Genomic DNA, 18,295 nt, shown 5'->3' on the forward strand with positions numbered 1-18,295 from the left:
TCATGCCCCCTTAACGCTGGCGAGATAGTCGCGCCAGCCGCCAAACTCAGTGATATCCGTGGCGCCTTCCAGCGCCCAGGCTTCGCAGATAAATCCCTTCACCCGCCGGCCGTCCGCCAGCAGCAGCGTGCCGATGCCCAATGGCGCCGGGATTTCCGCCACAAACTCGCCGAAACGGGCCAGCGGGATGTCCCACAGCTCTACGCGGATCGCCGCCCCCTGCGCCGCGCGCGCCAGCCCCGGCTTCGGCGGATCGGTATCGGCCAGCGCGTAGAGGCGATAACAGGGGGCGGTGACGGTTTGCTCTACCCACATCGCGTCGCGCTGCGTCAGCTGGGCGTTGAGCGGCATGCCGCTAAGGTGAGCGCCTACTACCGCCAGACGCACGTGTCCCGAAGACGGGGCCGGCGCCGGCTGCGGCGGCAATGCCCGGCCGATAGCGCCGAGCGGCAAGGCGCTTTGCCGTTGCCAGCGCAGGCCAAACGCCGCCAGCGCCCGGTCATGCCAGGCGGGCGCAATCAGGGTGATGCCCGCCGGCAGACCGTCTTCGCGCAGCGGTCCCGGCAGCGCCAGCGCGCTCAGATCGGCCAGATTGGTGAAATTGGTGTAAGTGCCGAACTGCGAATTGAACAGCACCGGTTCCTGCGCCATCTCCGCCAGGGTGCGGATAGTGGGCGCGGTCGGCACCACCAGCGCGTCGAACGGCGCCAGCCGCTGGGCGATCTGCCGCGCCAGCTCGGCGCGCAGGTATTCCGCCTTGTAGGCGTCGCAGGCGCTGTAGCCGAGGCCGTTACCAACGATGCCGCGCACCACCGGATCGATAGCCTGCGGGTTCGCTTCCAGCACCTGCTCAATGGCTACCGTGCGCTCCGCTACCCAGGGGCCGTAATACAGCTGTTCCGCCAGAGTGCGAAACGGCGCGAAATCGAGGGGTTCCAGCGTGGCGCCGCCCGCCTGCAGCTGCGCCAGCGCTCGGTGAAACGCCCGCTCGGCCTGCACGTCGCCGAAAAACTCCAGCTGGGCGGGAACGGCGAAACGCGGCGCGGCGGGGATATCCGCCGGCGCGGTATGCGGATCGGCGCGGGAATACGGATCTGCCGCGTCAAAGCCGCTCGCCAGCTCCGCCACCTGCGCGGCATCGGCCACCGTCAGCGCGAAGATCGAAACGGTGTCGTTCAACCGGCAGGCCGGCACCACGCCGCGATTGGACAACCGCCCTTTGGTCGGCTTCAGCCCGACGACGTTGTTGAACCCGGCGGGCACGCGCCCCGAACCGGCGGTATCGGTGCCCAGCGCGAACGGCACCAGGCCGCGCGCCACCACCGAAGCGGAGCCGGAACTGGAACCGCCGCTGACGTAGCGGCTGTCGAAGCTGTTGACCACCGCGCCATAAGGTGAGCGGGTGCCCACCAACCCGGTAGCGAACTGGTCGAGGTTGGTTTTACCGAGGGCGATCGCCCCGGCGGCGCGCAGGTGGGCGACCACGGTGGCGTCCGCCGCGGCCTGATAGGTGAACGCCGGGCAGGCGGCGCTGGTCGGCCAGCCGCCGACGTCGATATTGTCTTTGATGGCGAAGGGCACGCCGAACAGCGGCAGGCGGCTGAGATCGCCGGCGACAGCCTCGAGCCTCTGTGCCAACTGCCGATACTGCTGCTCGCGCTGCGCCGGCGTGGCGAGATACAGCCAGGCGTTATCGTCCGGGTTCAGGCCGGCGACCAGCGTTTCGATCGTCGCACTGACGCAGGCAAGGCGCTCGCCCGCCGGGCGGGTTTGATAATGGTGCTGCCATTCACTGAGGGTAAAACCGCACGCTTCAACAGGTTCGCTCATCGGCTGAATTCCATCTGGTACACAAGATGGGATCCAACAGAGCAACCGTCGTGCCAATTTTTAATCTCATGATTTCAATAAATTATAATTAAAACTTATGACAGCGGCGGCAAACGGGCTGCACCAGCGGTGCGCAGCGGGGGAACAAAAAGAGTGCAATGGCGGGATGACGCAGAGGAAAAAACGGGGCGGCGACACTCGCCGCCCCGGAAGGATGATATGGATAGGTCAGCCATCAGCCGCAAGTTCAGTACCTACCATGTGGTGAGCGCCACCCTTCTCCAGGTATTGGCCGCCGTGCAAACATAAAAGAATGCGGAGTCTGCCGACCATTGGCCTATTTTACCGGGCGCAACGGCCGAAGCGGGGACGGCAACTCTGACACCTACGGGATCTCCGTTCACATTCGCTGAATCATAAATATTCAACACTTTTATGTGGCCAGAGGAGAATTGGTTATTCGGCCCACCAATAGGGTAAGCGCCGTTACCGGCAGGATAAACGCCATTGTCAGCGACCGTTAACTGCTTAGTGTACAACCCGCTCCATTTGAATGAGGGCTGTCCTAAGGCGGTCGCGATATCCTTCTGCGGCGAAAAATCAGCAGGGGAGATGGATACGCCGCTGCTGGTCGTATTGTTATTCGCGCCAAGCGTAAACTTAGGTGCAAAACTAATGAAAGAAGCCCCGTCCTGAGCCAACCTGACGCCCGGTTCAAACCCCTGAAGGTTATTGCCTGGAGAAATACCGCCAAAGTAATGATAGTTGGTGCTTCCCCCTCTGGCTGCATAGAACAGGTTATCGGAGTCGCCCTTGATGCCATGGAAAATCGCCGGATAAGCGCCATTACTGGCCCTGTCCGCCAAGGACCACGGAAGCTGCCTTGGAGCCATATCGGCGATTGCCGCGTTGGCGAATCTTGTCGTATTGCTCATCATGTTATCAAACACAAATGCCGCCGCAATGCCGTTTACCGGTTCTGTCGCCACATTGTAAGTGGTAGTACTCACGTTATAGAAACCGCCTCGACATTCAAAAGTGCTTCCATCACTCTGAAGAATGGTTTCACCTTCGCAAGTAAACTGCCCCAGGATGTTATCGGTGTTGGTCCGGGTGAGTTTGATCGCCGTTGCGCCGACGCCGCCGAACAGGTGGATATAGCAGAAACCGTTGTACCAGGTTGCTCTGTTGGCGTTTCCTCTCAGCTCCAGCCCCACGCCGGCATCCATATTTGTGCCGCCATCGCCCGGATTGCCGGAAACTTTGATCTGACATTGAATTTCATGGAACCCCACGCCGTGGAAGGAGCTATCCCCGCCATTGCTTTCCATCAAGATGTTCGACAAGCCACGGTGGAACCGGCAAGAGTGAAAACTGACGAACTCGGTAAACGCACCGGCATAGCCGTTCAACAGATGTAGGTTCACAAAAAACTTCATAATAAGCAATCTTTCATGCCGCATGAAGCAGGAACCATTAATCCGATAGCCGGTGCCCGTATATAACGCGCCCTTGGCCGGCGTAATCGTCACGTCGCTGATATATCTGTTGGTATGGATCCCGGAACCGCCTTTCGACTCAAAACACGCATGATCATTAGACGTCGGCTTAAAGAAGAATCTTGTACTAATCCAATTTTCACCCTCTATCGCAATGCCTTTATCTCCGGTGTAGTTTTCCCCCCTAAATTTAACGTATCCGTAATGTAATAGTTGCCGGCAGGCACATAGAGCTTCTTGCAGCCTTGGCTAATCGCATAAGCGATAGCCTGTTTAAACGCCTGCGTATCATCCGTACCAACGCCAGCGGTATCATTCCAATCACCCTTCGCGCCGAACATCTGCGGGGTAATGTGGGCCACGCCTTCATTCGGGAAGGTATACTGAATAAGTTGATTGCCCGTCACCCCAGCAATCGTAGAGAGAATAGGTTTAAAAGCGCAATCCCAGGCGTTCTTGCCAATGAGGGTCGTTTCGTCAAATTCCCCGCCTAACTCCAGCGCCCGAGCAGGCGCAGCCAGTTTAATCACATTCCCTTCAATAATGGCGTTTTTCCCATTCAAGAAACGGATATAACCAAACCCAGAGTCCGTCACCCGATTGCCGGAAAACACCGTACGGTCGCCATACAACTTGATCCATACCTGACTGGCGCCCCATCCGGAGTTGGTTATCTTATTGCCGGTCATCACGCAGCTATTAGCGAACAGGGCAACCTTGCAGTTATTGATAATATTGCCTGAAAGGGTCGCCTCCGTTGCGGCAATGCCATTGAAGGCCGACGTCGTGGAGGTACCACAGAAATTTAAAAAGTTATCTGCGATAACAGACTCCGTGACAGAAATATCATTGTTACCATGATAATCGATGCCATTCTCAACGGTATCTTCAACGTGATTCCCGATAATTCGGGAGTTATTCGTAGGAATTTTGGTGGGGTTATTTACTAAGGAATAGTCTATCTGAATGCCGAACCTTTCGATCGTCTTGATGTAGTTATTAGAGATATTAATGTCACTGATTCCACCCAGCGCGATGCCATAGCTGGTATTAACAATATGGTTATTGGCAACGGTCAGGTTAGTAAATGAATGAGGCGTGCCGGTCACCTCGTTATTGAGCGTCACCCCGCCCCCTCTTTGCGTGTGCCCCGCCCCTGCCGGTTTCGCAGGCTTGTGCCCATCGTGAATATGATTGTTCACGATTAAGATGTCATAAGCCTCTCTGTTCACACCCGTTTTAAGCAGGATCCCATCACCCTGGTGATTCGTCAGCTCGTTATTCTGGATCGTAATATGGCGGCCGCCACGAACCGCGATAGGTTCCTCTCCCAAATCTTTAAGTAAATTGTTCTCAAGGGTAACTGACGAACAGTCAGAAAGGCCCAAAGCATCAGTATGCATACTGATGACACAATTTCTCACGGTGAAGTTTTCACAACGGGTGAAAGCCATGCCGGTACACGCGCGTGTGGCATACCACCAAATAGGATCTGTATCTTTCTGAGTCACCTTTCTCGTAATCCTCAGATCTTCCACGATGAAATTCGACTGTTCAACGGTATTAAAAATGTTGATTTGAGGCGTATCGTCATCCAGGTGAATTTCACCACCGCCATAAATATGGCAGTTGCTGGGGATCTGCAGAGGCTGCCAAGCCGAACCCAACGTCAACCGATAGATATTCGCCATTCTGACCTGGCGTTTTTTCATCGATTTAGCGGCGTCAATCGCCACTTTAGCGAACATGGCGCTAACAGCATCTCGATCATCGGCCAGGCCATCGCCTACGGCGCCGAACTGTTCAGGGGTATATTCAGCGAATTCGCCGCCGTCATTGACCTGAGCTGCGGCATTTTTTGTGTTGAACTGCGGATCTTCTTTTGACATTTGAGCCATTGAATTACTCCTCTGGATTTTACGTTTCAATCGACATTGAACGAACCCTGGAAAAGTAACCGGATAGGCGGCACGCCCTCCATCGATGACGGATGGCTGAGGGCCTGTACAACAACGGCGGGCGGGAGAGCGGCAATAAAAAAGGCGCAACCTTGCGATTGCGCCTGATGTTCGGTGAACGCTGCGCGTTACTCGCCGCGAACGCGCTGCGCCAGCCCTTTGAGGAAGTAGCGCAGCATCTGATCGCCGCACGGGCGGTAGTTCTTGGTGCCCTCTTTGCGGAACAGCGCGCTCAGCTCCGGCTTGGAGATGCGGAAGTCCACCGCGGTGAAGATCTGGTGCATGTCGGTGTCTTTCAGCTCGAACGCCACGCGCAGCTTTTTCAGCACCAGGTTGTTGGTGATTGGCAGCTCAACCGCCGGCGCCGGGAACTTGTCGTCCTTGCCGCGTTTGAAGAACACCAGGCCGTTGAGGAAGTGCGCCATCACTTCGTCCGGGCACTTCTCGTAGCCCGGCTCGCCTTCTTTGATCACGTAAGCGTCCATCGCCGACACCGCCACCTCGAAATCGTCCAGTTTGATAATCTCGACCATTTTGGCGTTGTTAATGCTCAGCATATAGCGCACGCTGCGCAGCACGTCGTTGTTCATCATGGGATTGCATTGCCTTATTTGTCTAACGGGGACGTGCGCACATTGCGAAACGAAATGACTGCCACACACCTTGAATGTGCGGCAGTATAGGGATCGGCAAGGGGTTTCTCAATCGATTTGGCTTTTTTGCTGATATAGCGGGATGTCTTCGCCGATGATGTACTTGTTGCGCAGCAGCGACGAGACCTTGTCCATGATCATCACCACCACCACCAGGATCAGGGTGATGAACATCACCACGTCCCAGTTCCACAGCCGCATGTTCTCCGCGTACACCAGGCCGATGCCGCCGGCGCCGACGAAGCCCAGCACCGCCGCAGAGCGGGTGTTGGATTCGATCTGGTACAGGCTGAGCGCCAGGAAGGTGGGGAACGACTGGGTGAAGATGCCGTAGCGGTGCTTCTGCAACCCGTTGGCGCCCACCGCCGTCAGGCCGCGGCTCGGGGACTTGTCCACCGCCTCGTGCCCTTCGGCGTACAGTTTGCCCAGCAGCCCGACGTCCTGCATCACGATAGCCAACACCCCGGCCAGCGGCCCCATGCCGACGGCGCGCACGAAGATCAGCCCCCAGATCGCCATATCGATGCCGCGCAGCACGTCCAGCAAGCGGCGCACCAGCACGGAGATCGGCCGCAGCAATGGCGTCGACATCACGTTGCGCGCGGCGAAGAACGACAGCGGCAGCGCGATCAGCGACGCGGTGATGGTGCCGGCGAACACGATGGCGATGGTGATGCCAATCTGCTGGAAGTAGTACATGAACGGCCAGTTGGCGAAGTCATGCCAGACGAACATGCGCAGGAAATAGCGCCCCAGCTGCTGGCAGCCGTTGATAAACTGCGGCCAGCTAATGCCGAAGACCAGGAAGAAGAACACGTAGTACAGCACGATCGCCAAGGCGATCAGGCCGACGGTGCGCAGGTAGCGCCCCTGCTGCGCGAAGATCGCCGGATGCTGCTGTTTTAGCTGGCGCAGCGTTTCCGCCGACGCCGGAGTGCCCGCTGTCATTTTGCCCCCTCCACCACGCGCTTGCGCAGCTCGCCCGACACATAGTCGAGCACGGAAACCACCACGATGATCAGCAGCAGCGTCATGCTGACCTGATCGTAGCGGTCGAGTTTAATGTTGGTCATCAGCTCCTGGCCGATGCCGCCCGCCCCCACCAGCCCCAAAATGGTCGACTGGCGAAAGTTGATCTCCAGCCGCATGAAGCTGTAGGAGAGAAACACCGGCTTCACCTGCGGCCACAGGCCAAAGCGCATGCGCTGCAGCGGCGTGGCGCCGCAGGCCGCCAGCCCGCGCACCGGTTTGTTGGAGGCGGTTTCGATCGACTCGTAGAACAGCTTGGTCAGGCTGCCGATGGTGTGCAGCGCCAGCGCCAGGAAGCCGGGAATGGCGCCGATGCCGAACGCCATCACGAACATCACCGCCCACGCCAGCTCAGGCATGGTGCGCAGAAACGCCACCAGCGTGCGGATCGCCAGCCGCACCGAGGCCGGGGTATAGGTGTTGCCGGCCGCCAGAAACGCCAGCACGGTCGCCACCAGCACCGAAAAAATGGTCGCCGCCAGCGCCAGCTGCAGGGTCTCCCAGATCAGCGGCAACTGGATGTTCAGGCGATAGCCCCAATAGGCCAGCGAGCCTTCGGTGCGCCCGTCGGCGAACAGCAGGTGCCAGTGCAGCGTCGGAACGGTTTCGGCCAGATAGTCGAAGAAGTGCGGAATAGACACCCAGACGGTGTGCAGGTTGAACTCGGCGAGGTTGCCGGCGCCCAGGTACAGCACCACCAGCCCGAGCGACCACAGCAGCGCTTCGCGCTTTTGCTTGCTGCGGATCCGTTGGTAATAGTGTGCGAAATCGGTATTCAAAACAGGTCTTCCATCGTTATGGAACAAGGGGTTCAGCATGCTGAACCCCTTCATTCGGGCGGCCGAGGCAGCCGGGAATCAACGCTCGCCTTTGGTCAGCTCGCGCTTCATATCGATGATGGTCTGGTATTCCGCCAGGGTGGTGTCGCCGATGTGCTGTTTGCCGCCCATCGCTTTGATAAAGCACGCGTGATCGTCTTTATCCAGCTTCTTGATGGCGGTGACCACTTTGGCCTTGAAGTCGGCCGGCAGCGAGTTGCTCACCAGGATCGGGCCGTTCGGGATCAGCGGCGACTGCCAGATGATGCGGATCTGCTTCATCAGGTCCGGGTGATCCATGCGGATCATGCGGGTGAACGCGCCGCTGGTGTAGCCGGTGTTGTAGTCGCCGATCATCGACGCCCAGGTCACCGCGCCTTCAAACTGGCCGTTCAGCACGCCGAGGATGTCCTGCTCGTGGCCGCCGGAGAAGGTGACGCTGGAGAAGGTGTTGTTGTATTTGTTGTCGACCGTGCCGCCGAACAGCTTTTTAAACGCCTGGTTCGGGATCAGGAAGCCGGAGGTGGAATCCGGATCGGCGAAGCCGATGGCTTTGCCCTTCAGGTCTTCCAGTTTCTGGTATGGGCTGCCGGCCTTCACCACCACCACCGAGTGGTAGCCGCGCGACTGGTCGACGTCATCGACCGCGATGCCGACGATGTCCACCGCTTTCGGATCCTTGATGTAGACCGAGGCGAACGACGACGGCGACATGCTCAGCACCAGGTCAATCTTGCCGCCCAGCAGGCCCTGGATCACGCCGGAATAGTCGGACGAGTTGCGCAGCTTGGTATCGACGTTCAACTCTTTATCCAGGAACTGCTTCACGCACTGGTTATCGCCGATCTGCTGGGTGGCGTTCTGGCCGCCGAGAATGCCCAGGTTCAGCTCTTTCGGCGCATCCGCTGCGGCAGCATTAAATACCATCATCGCGCCGGCCATCAGGGTGGTCAGACTCAATACTTTTTTCATTAGGTGTGCCTTGTGTGTAAAGGGTAAAGGTCAAAAGTGCTTCAATGGATCTGATTGGCTTCTTCGCCATACAGCTGGTGCAGGATCCGCTCGTTCAGTTGCGAAGGATGCCCGTCAAACACGATCTTCCCGTGGGCGATGCCGATCACCCGCGAGCAATACTCTTTCACCAGTTCGACCGAGTGCAGGTTCACCATCACCGCGATGCCGTCTTCGCTGATTTTCTGCAGCGCGTCCATGATGCGGCGGGTGTTTTTCGGATCGAGCGACGCCACCGGCTCATCGGCCAGCAGGATTTGCGGGTTTTGCATCAGCGCGCGGCAGATGGCGACGCGCTGCATCTGGCCGCCGGAGAGATGCTCGGCGCGCTGCAGCGCGTGCGGCAGCATGTTGAGCCACTGCAACAGCTCGATGGCGCGAGCGCGGTCGGCGTCATCGAACAGTTTGAAGAAGGATTTCAGGGTGGAGGTGTGGCTCAGGCGCCCCAGCAGCACGTTGGTCATCACGTCCAGCCGCGGCACCAGGCAGAAGTCCTGGAAGATCATGCCGCAGCGCGCGCGCCACTGGCGCATCTGGCGGCCGGCAAGCTGGGCGATATCCTGCGCCACGCCATCGTCTTCGAAGTGCAGCATCTCGCCGCAGCTGGAAGGAATGGTGCCGTTGAGGGTGTGCAACAGCGTGGACTTGCCCGCGCCGGAACGGCCGATCACCGCCACGAACTCGCCGGCGTGCAGATCGAAATTGATGTCATCCAGCACGCGCTGCTGCGCTTTGTAGGCCTTGCCGAGCCCCTTTACCGATAACACTTTGCGGGATGCGGCGGCGTGCTGCCCTGGGAACTCGTGCTGCGCCAATTTTAACAGTGCCTGAGCCATATGATTTCTCTGATTTCAGTGGCTAATCATTATGGGCACCTATTAACGAATAAGTTTATGACAGTGGGATGATGGTTTTATGGCCGGGGCGTGACGCGTGCCGCCCCGGCGTGCGCATCATTCCAGGCTAAAGAAGTCCAGCCCCAGCGCCGCCTTGACCTGCTGCAGCGTCTGCTGGCTGACCTGATGCGCGCGGCGGGTGCCGTGCTGCAGGATGCGCGTCAGCTCGCCTTTATCGGCGATGAATTCGGCGCGGCGGGTGCGGATCGGTTCGAGCAGGCTCTGCAGGCAATCCTCCAGCAGCCGTTTGATCTTCACGTCCCCCAACCCGCCGCGCCGGTAGTGCGCCTTCAGCTCCGCCACCAGCGCGGCGTCGTCGCAGAAGGCGTCCAGATAGGTGAACACCATGTTGCCCTCCACCCGGCCGGGATCGCTGACGTTGAGATGACCGGGATCGGTGAACATGCTCATCACCGCCTTGTGCACCTCGTCGGCGCCGGCGCCAAGCGGGATGGCGTTGCCGCGCGATTTCGACATTTTGCCCTGCCCGTCCAGCCCCGGCAGACGCCCGACGTTGCTCAACAGCGGCTGGCACTCCGTCAGCACCGGTTGGCCGACGATGTGGTTGAAGCGCCGCACGATCTCGTTGGTTTGCTCCAGCATCGGCAACTGATCCTCGCCGACCGGCACGTGGGTGGCGCCAAAGGCGGTGATGTCCGCCGCCTGGCTGACCGGATAGATCAAAAAGCCGGCCGGCAGGCTGCGGGCGAAATCCTTCTCGGCGATTTCACTTTTCACCGTCGGGTTGCGTTCCAGCCGCGCCACGCTGACCAGATTGAGGTAGTACATCGTCAGCTCGGCCAACGCCGGCAGCGCCGACTGCAGGCAAATGGTGGTCTTGTGCGGATCGATGCCGACCGCCAGATAGTCAGCCACTACGTTGAGCACGTTGGTGCTGATTTTTTGCGGATTGTTGCCGTTATCGGTCAGGCCCTGCAGATCCGCCACCATCACCGTTTGGTTATGCTGGTGCTGCAGTTCCACGCGCTGGCGCAGCGAGCCGACGAAGTGGCCTAAATGCAGTGGGCCGGTGGCGCGATCGCCGGTAAGAATGGTGTAGCTCATGACAGTGCTCCTGAAGGTCTGTAGACCGCCGGATCAACGCCACAAAAAATAATGCCGCCAAACCGGCGGCATTAAAAAGAGATGTGAATACTCGTGCCGCCTCAGAAGAGGCGCCACCATGACTGGTTGTGGGTGGAGTGCATCGATATATTCATGGCATCAAGGTATACCCGCTGCGGCAGCGCGTCAATAACCCGCCGCCGATGCGTAAGACGACGTTACATTCCGGCATTTGCGTTCCTGGCCCGGCGCGCTAGGGTAAAACCTTCAACCTGAAAAAGGAGCGCATGATGAAGATCGGATTTGCCGGACTGGGTGGGATGGGCAGCGCCATGGCGGCCAACCTGTTGCAGGCGGGATTCGCCTTAACGGTATGGAACCGCTCGCCGCAGGCGGCGCAGCCGCTGGTGAGCGCCGGCGCGCGGCAGGCCGAGCGGCCGGAACAGTTGGCCGATGCCGACGTGCTGATCACCATGCTGGCCGACGATGCCGCCACGCAACAGGTGGTGGTGGACAGCGGATTGCTGCAACAGATGAAACCGGGCGCGCTGCATATCAATATGGCGACCATCTCGGTCGAACTCGCCAAACGCCTGACGACGCTGCATGCGGAACACGGCATCGGCTATCTCGCCGCGCCGGTGCTGGGCCGGGTCGACGTGGCCGCCGCCGGCAAGCTGAATATTCTGGCGGCCGGCGATAGCGAGCGGCTGAAGCAAGCGCAGCCGCTGTTCGATGCCCTTGGCCAGAAAACCTGGCACTTCGGCGCCGATCCGGCGCAGGCCAACGTGGTCAAGATCGCCACCAACTTTACGCTGGCCAGCGCCATTGAAGCGATGGCGGAAGGCAGCGCGCTGGTGCGCAACTACGGCGTATCCGGCGCCGACTACCTGCAGATGCTGAGCAGCACCGTCTTCGCCGCCCCGGCCTATCAGGGCTATGGCGCGCTGATCGCCGCCGAGAAATATTCACCCGCCGGATTCCGGCTGGCGCTGGGGCTGAAGGACGTCGGGCTGGCGCTGGCCGCCGGCGCCGACAGCCATACGCCGATGCCGTTCGCCGGGGTGCTGAAAGACAACTTCCTCGACGCGATGGCGCAGGGGGATGCGGATCTGGACTGGGCGGCGCTGGCCAAGGTGGCGGCGCGGCGGGCGGGCCTGAAATAACGAACGGGGGCGTTGGCCCCCGTTTTCCGTTCTCAGAACACGATGTCCGCCGCGGGCACCGCGCGGATCGGCACGCCGAAGCTGTCGATGTTCGACAGCGTCTCGTTATGGTGGGTGCGGATCAGCAGGCCATCGGCATAGGATTTGTCGTGGCAGGTATGCGCATCCGCCGCCAGCGTCACCGGATAGCCGCGCGCCGCCGCGCTGCGCACCGTGGTATCGATGCAAAACGGCGTGGAGTAGCCGCACACCACCAGCTGCGATACGCCGTTGGCGATCAGTAACGCGCCGAGCGAGGTGCGCAGGAAGGAGTCCGGCGTGGTTTTCTCCACCCGATGGTCGCCCGGCGCCACCGTCAGCGCCGCGAGCACTTGCCAGGCGGCGCTGCCGTGCGGCAGTTCATCGTCCGGCGTATGGTGCTGAATGACGACAACCGGCGCACCGGCCCGGCGGGCGCGCTCGCTCAGCTGATTGATGCGCGCAACGGTGCCCGCGGCATCCGCCGGCGGCGGCGTAAACAACCCTTCCTGCACATCGATAATCAACAGCGCGGTGGTCATGGCGGCTCCTGAAGAAAAGATAAGCGCGTCAGCACACCGGCTGGCGCGGGCGGAAAATATGGTCGACGCCCTGCTCGCGCAGCCTGTGCACCAGATCGTGCCCGCCGTTCGGCGTGGCGTGCGCCAGCTGGCGCTCGGCGGTAAACACCGGGCTGGCCCAGAACAGGTTAACCGGATCGCCATACTGCTGCGGCAGAGCCAGGTGCGCGTGATGCGGGTAGAAGGACGACGATAAAATATAGCCCTCATAGCCCAGCGGCGCCACGTCGGACTCCAGCGTATGCCCTTCGCCGATCCAGGTCAGCCGCGCCCACGGCGCATGAGCGAAACCGGCCAGCGCGCTGGCCATCTGCACCGCGTTGTCTTCGGTCATGTATTGACTGTCGATGGCGATCGCCATCTCCATGCGGCGATAGCGCGAAGCCTCGTCGTTGAACAGGATCTCCACCCACGGCATCGGCCGGATGCTGACCCCCATGGTGAGGAAGTAATAGATGCCGTCGCGTTCGTGCTGGGTGATAGCCATCGGCGGCCACTTGCCCTGATCGATGGCGTAGTATTTTACCGAAGGGCCGAAATGCGGCTCATAGCGCGCCTGAAAATCGCGCTGCATCTTCGGCCACGGATTGCCCTCTTCACGCTGCCAGCTGCGCCAAAACTGGCGGGTGCTTTCCGCCAGCGCATATTGGGTGTTGGTCGAGGCCGAACCGAGCGGATAGGCCAGTGGGCTCTCCTTGATGCAGCTGGCCGAATAGCACACCGAATGATCGATATACAGGCTCCAGCCGGGGATCACCGCCAACAGTTGGCCGTAATACCACAGGGCCGCGCCGTCGTCGCTTTCACTCCACACCACCATCAGCCCTTCCGGGTTCAGCGGCGCTTCCCCTTCCAGGTTGCGGCAAAACTCCGCCGCCAGCATCGGCGGCTGCCCTTGTTCCAGCGCGGCGCGATCCTCCTGCAGCGGCGCGGCGGCCAGATTGCGCAGCCAACAGGCGCGCACCTGATAGCGATCGCTGTAGGCTTCGGCGGGATAGATGTAAAAATAGGCTGCCCGGTGATCTTGCTGAACCACCGCGACCAGCGTCTGGTTCTCATTGCTGACTTCAGCAAGTACGTATGACTCGTTCATATCACCTCAATAGGGTCAGGGCGCGGCAGAATCGGCTGCGCGCCAAAAATGGAATGTGGCTTTGCCCCAAGTGTAAAACGCATTACTGGCCGGATCACCCGTAAAAGTCTCAAAAACGGCCGTAAACGAAGATAAACAAAGGCTAATTATAGCGGCTGCGGCTCATGACGGCTGAGTGATGCGCCGCACCGCACGCTGATAGGAACCGTTGCGCATCGACGCGCCCAGCACCTTGCCCAAACCGGCGGCGCCCGTTCGCACCAGCCGCCGCCGCAGCGCGCCCGGATGAAAACCGAACTGCCGCTGCGCCCAATCGGGTAACAGATCAATGCCCGCCTGCATCACCACCCCACCGAGGGGGCGCGCCAATGCGCTCGGCGCCGGCGCCTTCAGCAGAATGCGCGCCACCTCTTGCGTGCGTTCATCGCACACCAGCTGCGGCCGCATCGCCTGCAGGTATTCTTCGACCTCCGCGCAGGACTGAGGAATTGCCGTCGCCCCCAGCGCGGCGGCCACGCGCGCCGCTTCACGATAGTATTGATCCTGCAAATCGCGGGAAAGGTGCGGGTTGCGGTAGCGCAGGTGGCTGGCCAGAAAACGGCTGCTCTCCGCCACGTGCACCCAGGTCAGCAGCGCCGGATCGCTGGCGGCATAAGGCGTGCCGTCGCTGCCGACGCCGGTCACCCGCAGATGGATGGCTTTGACTTTGGCGATCAGCCGCTGCGCCTCGGCGGTCGGGCCGAAGGTGGTGACCGAAACGAACTGGCTGGTGCGGCGCAGGCGGCCGATCATATCTTCGCGAAAATTGGAGTGATCCCACACTCCGGCCAGCGCCAGCGGGTGCAGCATTTGCAGCAGCAAGGCGCTGACGCCGCCGCACAGCATCGGGGTGAAGTCGCGATGTACCTGCCAGATGACAGACTGCGGGCCGAACAAGCCCGGATCGCCCGGCGGGTTCTCAAAATCGACGCCGCCGAGCGCCAGCCCGGTCAGGCTGAGCACCTGTTTTTCTATCGCTGCGCGTACCGCTTCCATCCTGCCGCCCTCTTGCTGGTTCAGCGGCCAGTGTATCACGCGACGGGCGCCTCATTGCGCCCTGCGGCGGTTGAAAGCATTAACTTGCTGAATTACAGTTGTTATACCGCTTGCGAGAAGGCGGGCCTATTCGATCCACTGCAGAGGCGCTTTGCAGGGCGTTAACCCACGTTAATTCGGCACTAACCCCACAAAACCTCTATCTAGTTTCTTTTCCTTCAACTTAGATAGCAGAGAGTTCGATGATTACCATCAGAGCACGCGCGGCGGAAGACAACGCGCAATTGGCAGATATCTGGCTGCGTTCGGTGCGCGCCACCCACCATTTTTTAACCGAAGACAACATCGCGCAGCTGTTCCCGCTGGTGCTGAACGACTACCTGCCGGCGGTCAACGTTTGGGTGGCCGAAGACCGACCGGGGCATCCCTGCGGCTTTATCGGCCTGAACGGCAACAAGGTGGAGATGCTGTTTATCGACGCCGAACAGCGCGGCCAAGGCGTGGGCAAAGCGCTGTTGACCCACGCGGAAACGCTGCACGATGAGCTGCAGCTGGACGTGAACGAGCAAAATCCGCAGGCCAGCGGCTTCTACCGCCACTACGGGTTTGTCATCACCGGCCGCTCGCCGCTCGACGGCCAGGGCAACCCGTTCCCGCTGCTGCACATGAAGCTGGACAAACGTTAACCCTCCGCCGGCCGCCCTGCGGCTGGTCAGTCTATTGACAAAGAGGGGAAAAAGCGTGGTTTTTCCCCTCTTTGTGGTGATCAGCCGAAAATCAATAAATTGATTTTCCTTGTTTTTTATTCGGTGCTCTCTGCCAACCCGGCAAGGGTATAAGGTTTGTCATCAATCTCGCCGGCCGCCCTGCGGCCGGTTTTCTTCCCCCCGCCTCCCCGGCCGCCTTATATATCAAATCAGAATAAGTAATAGATTTTACATTCTTCCTGTCACTATCAACCCTCGGTAGGATTGCCCGGTATTCACCCGCAACAGAGGTTCCGTCAGCCGAAAAGCCGAACGATCTCTGTCCGGCGCACCGCGCTCTGGACGGAATGCTGTGATGTATCGATAAGGATCCGCTTCGCTATGATCGTTCTTTCGAACGTTTGCAAAACTTTTGACAGCACACAGGGCCGCGTCGTAGCGGTAGACAACGTCAGCCTGGCGGTAGAGGCCGGGCAAATTTACGGCATCATCGGCTACAGCGGCGCCGGCAAAAGCACCCTCATCCGCCTGCTCAACGGCCTGGAAACGCCCACCAGCGGCCGCATCGACGTCGGCGGTTTCGATATCGCCCGCGCCAAAGGCAGCCATCTGCGCCAGGCGCGGCTGAAAATCAGCATGGTGTTTCAGCACTTCAATCTGCTGTGGTCGCGCACCGTCAGCCAGAACATCGCGTTTTCCATGCAGATCGCCGGCGTGCCCAAGGCGCGGATTGCGCCGCGCGTGGCGGAACTGATCGCGCTGGTCGGCCTGCAGGGGCGCGAAAACGCCTACCCGTCGCAGCTCAGCGGCGGCCAAAAGCAGCGCGTCGGCATCGCCCGCGCGCTGGCCAATAACCCGAGCGTGCTGCTGTGCGACGAGGCCACCTCGGCGCTCGATCCGCAGACCACCGACGCCATTCTCGACCTGCTGTTGGACATCAACCGTCAGCTGAAATTGACCATCGTGCTGATCACTCACGAGATGCACGTGGTGCGCAAAATCTGCCACCGCGTGGCGGTGATGGAAAACGGCCGCATCGTCGAAGAAGGCCCGGTGCTCGATGTGTTCACCCGGCCGCAGCAGCCGATCACCCGGCAGTTCGTCAAACAGGTGTCGCAGTATGCGGACACCGAAGAGAGCTTCAACCCGCAGCTCACCGCCCACCTGCCGGGGGCGATTTTCAAGTTGACCTTCGTCGGCGTGCAAACCCATCAGGCGGTGATCTCTGAAGTGATCCGGCGCTACGCCCTGACCATCAACATTCTGCACGGCAAGATCAGCCACACCCTCAACGGTTCGTTCGGCGAACTGTACATCTACGCCGAAGGCAACGAACAACAAGTCGCCGACATGCTCAAGTTGCTGAACGAAAGAAACATCGCCGTCGAGGTTATCCAACATGATTGAATCCCTGTTCCCCCACCTGTGTCTGGACCAACTGTGGGACGCCACCTGGGAAACGCTGTACATGACCGGCATCGCCGGTTTGGCCACGCTGGTGCTGGGCATCGTGCTCGGCGTGCTGCTGTTTTTAACCTCGAAGGGCCAGCTGTTGCAGAACCGGGCGGTCTACTCGCTGATCTCCGTGTTGGTCAACGTCTTCCGCTCCATTCCGTTCATCATTCTGATCGTGCTGCTGATCCCGTTCACCAAGTCGCTTATCGGCACCATTCTCGGCGCAGATGCGGCCCTGCCGGCGCTGATCGTCGGCGCGGCGCCGTTCTATGCCCGGCTGGTGGAGATCGCGCTGCGCGAGGTCGACAAAGGAGTGATCGAAGCGGCGCGCTCGATGGGCGCCAAAAACCGCACCCTGATTTTCCGCGTATTGCTGCCGGAAAGCTCGCCGGCGCTGGTTTCCGGCATCACCGTCACCCTGATCGCGCTGGTGAGCTACACCGCGATGGCCGGGGTGATCGGCGCCGGCGGACTGGGCAACCTGGCCTATCTGGAAGGCTTCCAACGCAACCACAGTGACGTGACGCTGGTGGCGACGCTGACGATCCTGCTGATCGTTTTCGTCATTCAGTTCATTGGCGACACCCTGACAAGAACGCTCGATAAACGTTAATTAACCAAGGAAAACGATGATGAAAAAGCACCTACTGATGTTGGCTTTCGCCTCCGTCGCCACTCTGGCTTCTTTTGGCGCCGCCGCGGCGACCAAGCTGGTGGTCGGCGCCTCCAACGTGCCGCACGCCGAGATCCTCGAACAGGCTAAACCGATACTGGCGAAGGAAGGCATCGATCTGCAAATCAAGCGCTTCCAGGACTACATCCTGCCGAACACTGCGCTGGCCAGCCATGACATTGACGCCAACTATTTCCAGCACGTGCCTTACCTGAACTCGGTGCTGAAAGACCACGCCGACGACAAGAGCTACGACTTCGTCAGCGCCGGCGCGATCCATATTGAGCCTATCGGTATCTACTCGAAGAAGTACAAGAGCCTGAAAGATCTGCCGGAAAACGGCAAAATCATCATGCGCGACGCGGTGGCGGAAGAAGGCCGCATCCTGTCTATTTTTGAACGGGAAGGCGTGATCAAGCTGAAGCCGGGGGTGAGCAAAGTGGACGCGCGCATCACCGACGTGGTGGAAAACCCGAAACACCTGAAGTTCCAGGCCAACGTTGAGGGCGCGCTGCTGCCACAGATGTATAACAACAACGAAGGCGACGCGGTGGTGATCAACGCCAACTACGCCATCGACGCCGGGCTGAATCCGACCAAGGATCCGATCGCGGTCGAAAGCGGCGAAAACAACCCGTACGCCAACATTATCACCGTGCACAAAGCCGACGTGAACAAGCCGGAGATCGTGGCGCTGGTCAAAGTGCTGCACTCAAAACCGATTCAGGACTTTATTCGCGAGAAGTACCAGGGCGCGGTGATCCCGGTCAATCAGTAATGGGTTAAACGGCCCGGTAAAAGCCGGGCC

The 18,295-nt window shown here is 59.9% G+C and carries 17 protein-coding genes; 5 read left to right on the forward strand and 12 right to left on the reverse strand.

The annotated features are described in order from the left end of the window. From atzF to trpS, 9 genes are all read right to left on the reverse strand, one after another. Window positions 1-1,830, reverse strand: a complete 1,830-nt coding sequence (atzF, locus tag ACMGF7_RS01010) for an allophanate hydrolase (protein WP_420286334.1) — start codon at window positions 1,828-1,830, stop codon at window positions 1-3. A 254-nt stretch (window positions 1,831-2,084) separates the two neighbouring features. Further along, on the reverse strand, window positions 2,085-3,362 hold the full coding sequence (locus ACMGF7_RS01015) for a hypothetical protein (RefSeq protein ID WP_420286335.1): 1,278 nt from the start codon (window positions 3,360-3,362) through the stop codon (window positions 2,085-2,087). Between the two features lie 113 nt (window positions 3,363-3,475). Beyond that, a complete protein-coding gene (locus ACMGF7_RS01020) occupies window positions 3,476-5,227 on the reverse strand; it encodes a right-handed parallel beta-helix repeat-containing protein (protein ID WP_420286336.1) in 1,752 nt (583 codons plus the stop codon). A gap of 188 nt (window positions 5,228-5,415) precedes the next feature. After that, window positions 5,416-5,880, reverse strand: a complete 465-nt coding sequence (locus tag ACMGF7_RS01025) for a DUF1456 family protein (RefSeq protein ID WP_004939471.1) — start codon at window positions 5,878-5,880, stop codon at window positions 5,416-5,418. A 108-nt stretch (window positions 5,881-5,988) separates the two neighbouring features. Continuing rightward, window positions 5,989-6,888, reverse strand: coding sequence for a phosphonate ABC transporter, permease protein PhnE (gene phnE / locus ACMGF7_RS01030; RefSeq protein WP_033633798.1), 900 nt, complete (start codon window positions 6,886-6,888; stop codon window positions 5,989-5,991). Continuing rightward, the gene (phnE, locus tag ACMGF7_RS01035; protein WP_021503954.1) at window positions 6,885-7,748 is read right to left on the reverse strand and encodes a phosphonate ABC transporter, permease protein PhnE; all 864 of its coding nucleotides are present in this window, start codon (window positions 7,746-7,748) and stop codon (window positions 6,885-6,887) included. Before phnE (ACMGF7_RS01035) ends, phnE (ACMGF7_RS01030) begins: the two co-directional genes overlap by 4 nt. Before the next feature lie 78 nt (window positions 7,749-7,826). Further along, the gene (gene phnD / locus ACMGF7_RS01040; protein ID WP_049239835.1) at window positions 7,827-8,759 is read right to left on the reverse strand and encodes a phosphonate ABC transporter substrate-binding protein; all 933 of its coding nucleotides are present in this window, start codon (window positions 8,757-8,759) and stop codon (window positions 7,827-7,829) included. Between the two features lie 41 nt (window positions 8,760-8,800). Further along, window positions 8,801-9,634 (reverse strand): phosphonate ABC transporter ATP-binding protein, encoded by an 834-nt coding sequence (gene phnC / locus ACMGF7_RS01045; protein ID WP_004939485.1) that lies wholly within the window; start codon window positions 9,632-9,634, stop codon window positions 8,801-8,803. A 117-nt stretch (window positions 9,635-9,751) separates the two neighbouring features. Beyond that, a complete protein-coding gene (gene trpS, locus ACMGF7_RS01050; RefSeq protein WP_049239834.1) occupies window positions 9,752-10,759 on the reverse strand; it encodes a tryptophan--tRNA ligase in 1,008 nt (335 codons plus the stop codon). 290 nt (window positions 10,760-11,049) lie between these two features. Between trpS and ACMGF7_RS01055 the strand changes: the two genes are divergently transcribed. Next, window positions 11,050-11,925 carry an NAD(P)-dependent oxidoreductase gene (locus ACMGF7_RS01055; protein WP_049239833.1) on the forward strand — a complete coding sequence of 292 codons (876 nt, stop codon included), beginning with the start codon at window positions 11,050-11,052 and terminating at the stop codon, window positions 11,923-11,925. A gap of 32 nt (window positions 11,926-11,957) precedes the next feature. Here the strand turns inward: ACMGF7_RS01055 and ACMGF7_RS01060 are convergent, their stop codons facing one another. The 3 genes from ACMGF7_RS01060 to ACMGF7_RS01070 all read right to left on the reverse strand — a co-directional run bounded on the left by ACMGF7_RS01060 (window position 11,958) and on the right by ACMGF7_RS01070 (window position 14,652). Then, on the reverse strand, window positions 11,958-12,485 hold the full coding sequence (locus ACMGF7_RS01060; protein WP_015377091.1) for a cysteine hydrolase family protein: 528 nt from the start codon (window positions 12,483-12,485) through the stop codon (window positions 11,958-11,960). A gap of 28 nt (window positions 12,486-12,513) precedes the next feature. Further along, complete coding sequence (locus ACMGF7_RS01065; RefSeq protein WP_021503957.1) at window positions 12,514-13,617, reverse strand: suppressor of fused domain protein; 1,104 nt, start codon at window positions 13,615-13,617, stop codon at window positions 12,514-12,516. 162 nt (window positions 13,618-13,779) lie between these two features. Further along, window positions 13,780-14,652, reverse strand: coding sequence for an oxygenase MpaB family protein (locus ACMGF7_RS01070; protein ID WP_004939498.1), 873 nt, complete (start codon window positions 14,650-14,652; stop codon window positions 13,780-13,782). A gap of 242 nt (window positions 14,653-14,894) precedes the next feature. Between ACMGF7_RS01070 and ACMGF7_RS01075 the strand changes: the two genes are divergently transcribed. From ACMGF7_RS01075 to ACMGF7_RS01090, 4 genes are all read left to right on the forward strand, one after another. Further along, window positions 14,895-15,338: an acetyltransferase gene (locus ACMGF7_RS01075; protein WP_049239832.1), complete on the forward strand. Its 444-nt coding sequence runs from the start codon at window positions 14,895-14,897 to the stop codon at window positions 15,336-15,338. A 402-nt stretch (window positions 15,339-15,740) separates the two neighbouring features. Beyond that, a complete protein-coding gene (locus tag ACMGF7_RS01080) occupies window positions 15,741-16,766 on the forward strand; it encodes a methionine ABC transporter ATP-binding protein (RefSeq protein ID WP_049239922.1) in 1,026 nt (341 codons plus the stop codon). Beyond that, window positions 16,759-17,427 (forward strand): methionine ABC transporter permease, encoded by a 669-nt coding sequence (locus ACMGF7_RS01085; protein ID WP_420286337.1) that lies wholly within the window; start codon window positions 16,759-16,761, stop codon window positions 17,425-17,427. The genes ACMGF7_RS01080 and ACMGF7_RS01085 overlap by 8 nt, the downstream gene beginning before the upstream one ends. 19 nt (window positions 17,428-17,446) lie before the next feature. Then, window positions 17,447-18,265, forward strand: a complete 819-nt coding sequence (locus ACMGF7_RS01090; RefSeq protein WP_004939506.1) for a MetQ/NlpA family ABC transporter substrate-binding protein — start codon at window positions 17,447-17,449, stop codon at window positions 18,263-18,265. The last annotated feature ends 30 nt before the right edge of the window (window positions 18,266-18,295 follow it).

Origin of the sequence: Serratia sp. BNK-17 (assembly GCF_048684935.1) — a bacterium.
GTDB lineage: Bacteria > Pseudomonadota > Gammaproteobacteria > Enterobacterales > Enterobacteriaceae > Serratia > Serratia nematodiphila.

What these genes read in the sequence shown, in the direction of transcription:
- atzF (WP_420286334.1), bottom strand. Translation starts at nt 1,830, where the DNA reads ATGAGCGAACCTGTTGAAGCGTGCGGTTTTACCCTCAGTGAATGGCAG.
- ACMGF7_RS01020 (WP_420286336.1), bottom strand. Translation starts at nt 5,227, where the DNA reads ATGGCTCAAATGTCAAAAGAAGATCCGCAGTTCAACACAAAAAATGCC.
- ACMGF7_RS01025 (WP_004939471.1), bottom strand. Translation starts at nt 5,880, where the DNA reads ATGATGAACAACGACGTGCTGCGCAGCGTGCGCTATATGCTGAGCATT.
- phnE (WP_033633798.1), bottom strand. Translation starts at nt 6,888, where the DNA reads ATGACAGCGGGCACTCCGGCGTCGGCGGAAACGCTGCGCCAGCTAAAA.
- phnD (WP_049239835.1), bottom strand. Translation starts at nt 8,759, where the DNA reads ATGAAAAAAGTATTGAGTCTGACCACCCTGATGGCCGGCGCGATGATG.
- phnC (WP_004939485.1), bottom strand. Translation starts at nt 9,634, where the DNA reads ATGGCTCAGGCACTGTTAAAATTGGCGCAGCACGAGTTCCCAGGGCAG.
- trpS (WP_049239834.1), bottom strand. Translation starts at nt 10,759, where the DNA reads ATGAGCTACACCATTCTTACCGGCGATCGCGCCACCGGCCCACTGCAT.
- ACMGF7_RS01055 (WP_049239833.1), top strand. Translation starts at nt 11,050, where the DNA reads ATGAAGATCGGATTTGCCGGACTGGGTGGGATGGGCAGCGCCATGGCG.
- ACMGF7_RS01060 (WP_015377091.1), bottom strand. Translation starts at nt 12,485, where the DNA reads ATGACCACCGCGCTGTTGATTATCGATGTGCAGGAAGGGTTGTTTACG.
- ACMGF7_RS01065 (WP_021503957.1), bottom strand. Translation starts at nt 13,617, where the DNA reads ATGAACGAGTCATACGTACTTGCTGAAGTCAGCAATGAGAACCAGACG.
- ACMGF7_RS01070 (WP_004939498.1), bottom strand. Translation starts at nt 14,652, where the DNA reads ATGGAAGCGGTACGCGCAGCGATAGAAAAACAGGTGCTCAGCCTGACC.
- ACMGF7_RS01075 (WP_049239832.1), top strand. Translation starts at nt 14,895, where the DNA reads ATGATTACCATCAGAGCACGCGCGGCGGAAGACAACGCGCAATTGGCA.
- ACMGF7_RS01080 (WP_049239922.1), top strand. Translation starts at nt 15,741, where the DNA reads ATGATCGTTCTTTCGAACGTTTGCAAAACTTTTGACAGCACACAGGGC.
- ACMGF7_RS01085 (WP_420286337.1), top strand. Translation starts at nt 16,759, where the DNA reads ATGATTGAATCCCTGTTCCCCCACCTGTGTCTGGACCAACTGTGGGAC.
- ACMGF7_RS01090 (WP_004939506.1), top strand. Translation starts at nt 17,447, where the DNA reads ATGAAAAAGCACCTACTGATGTTGGCTTTCGCCTCCGTCGCCACTCTG.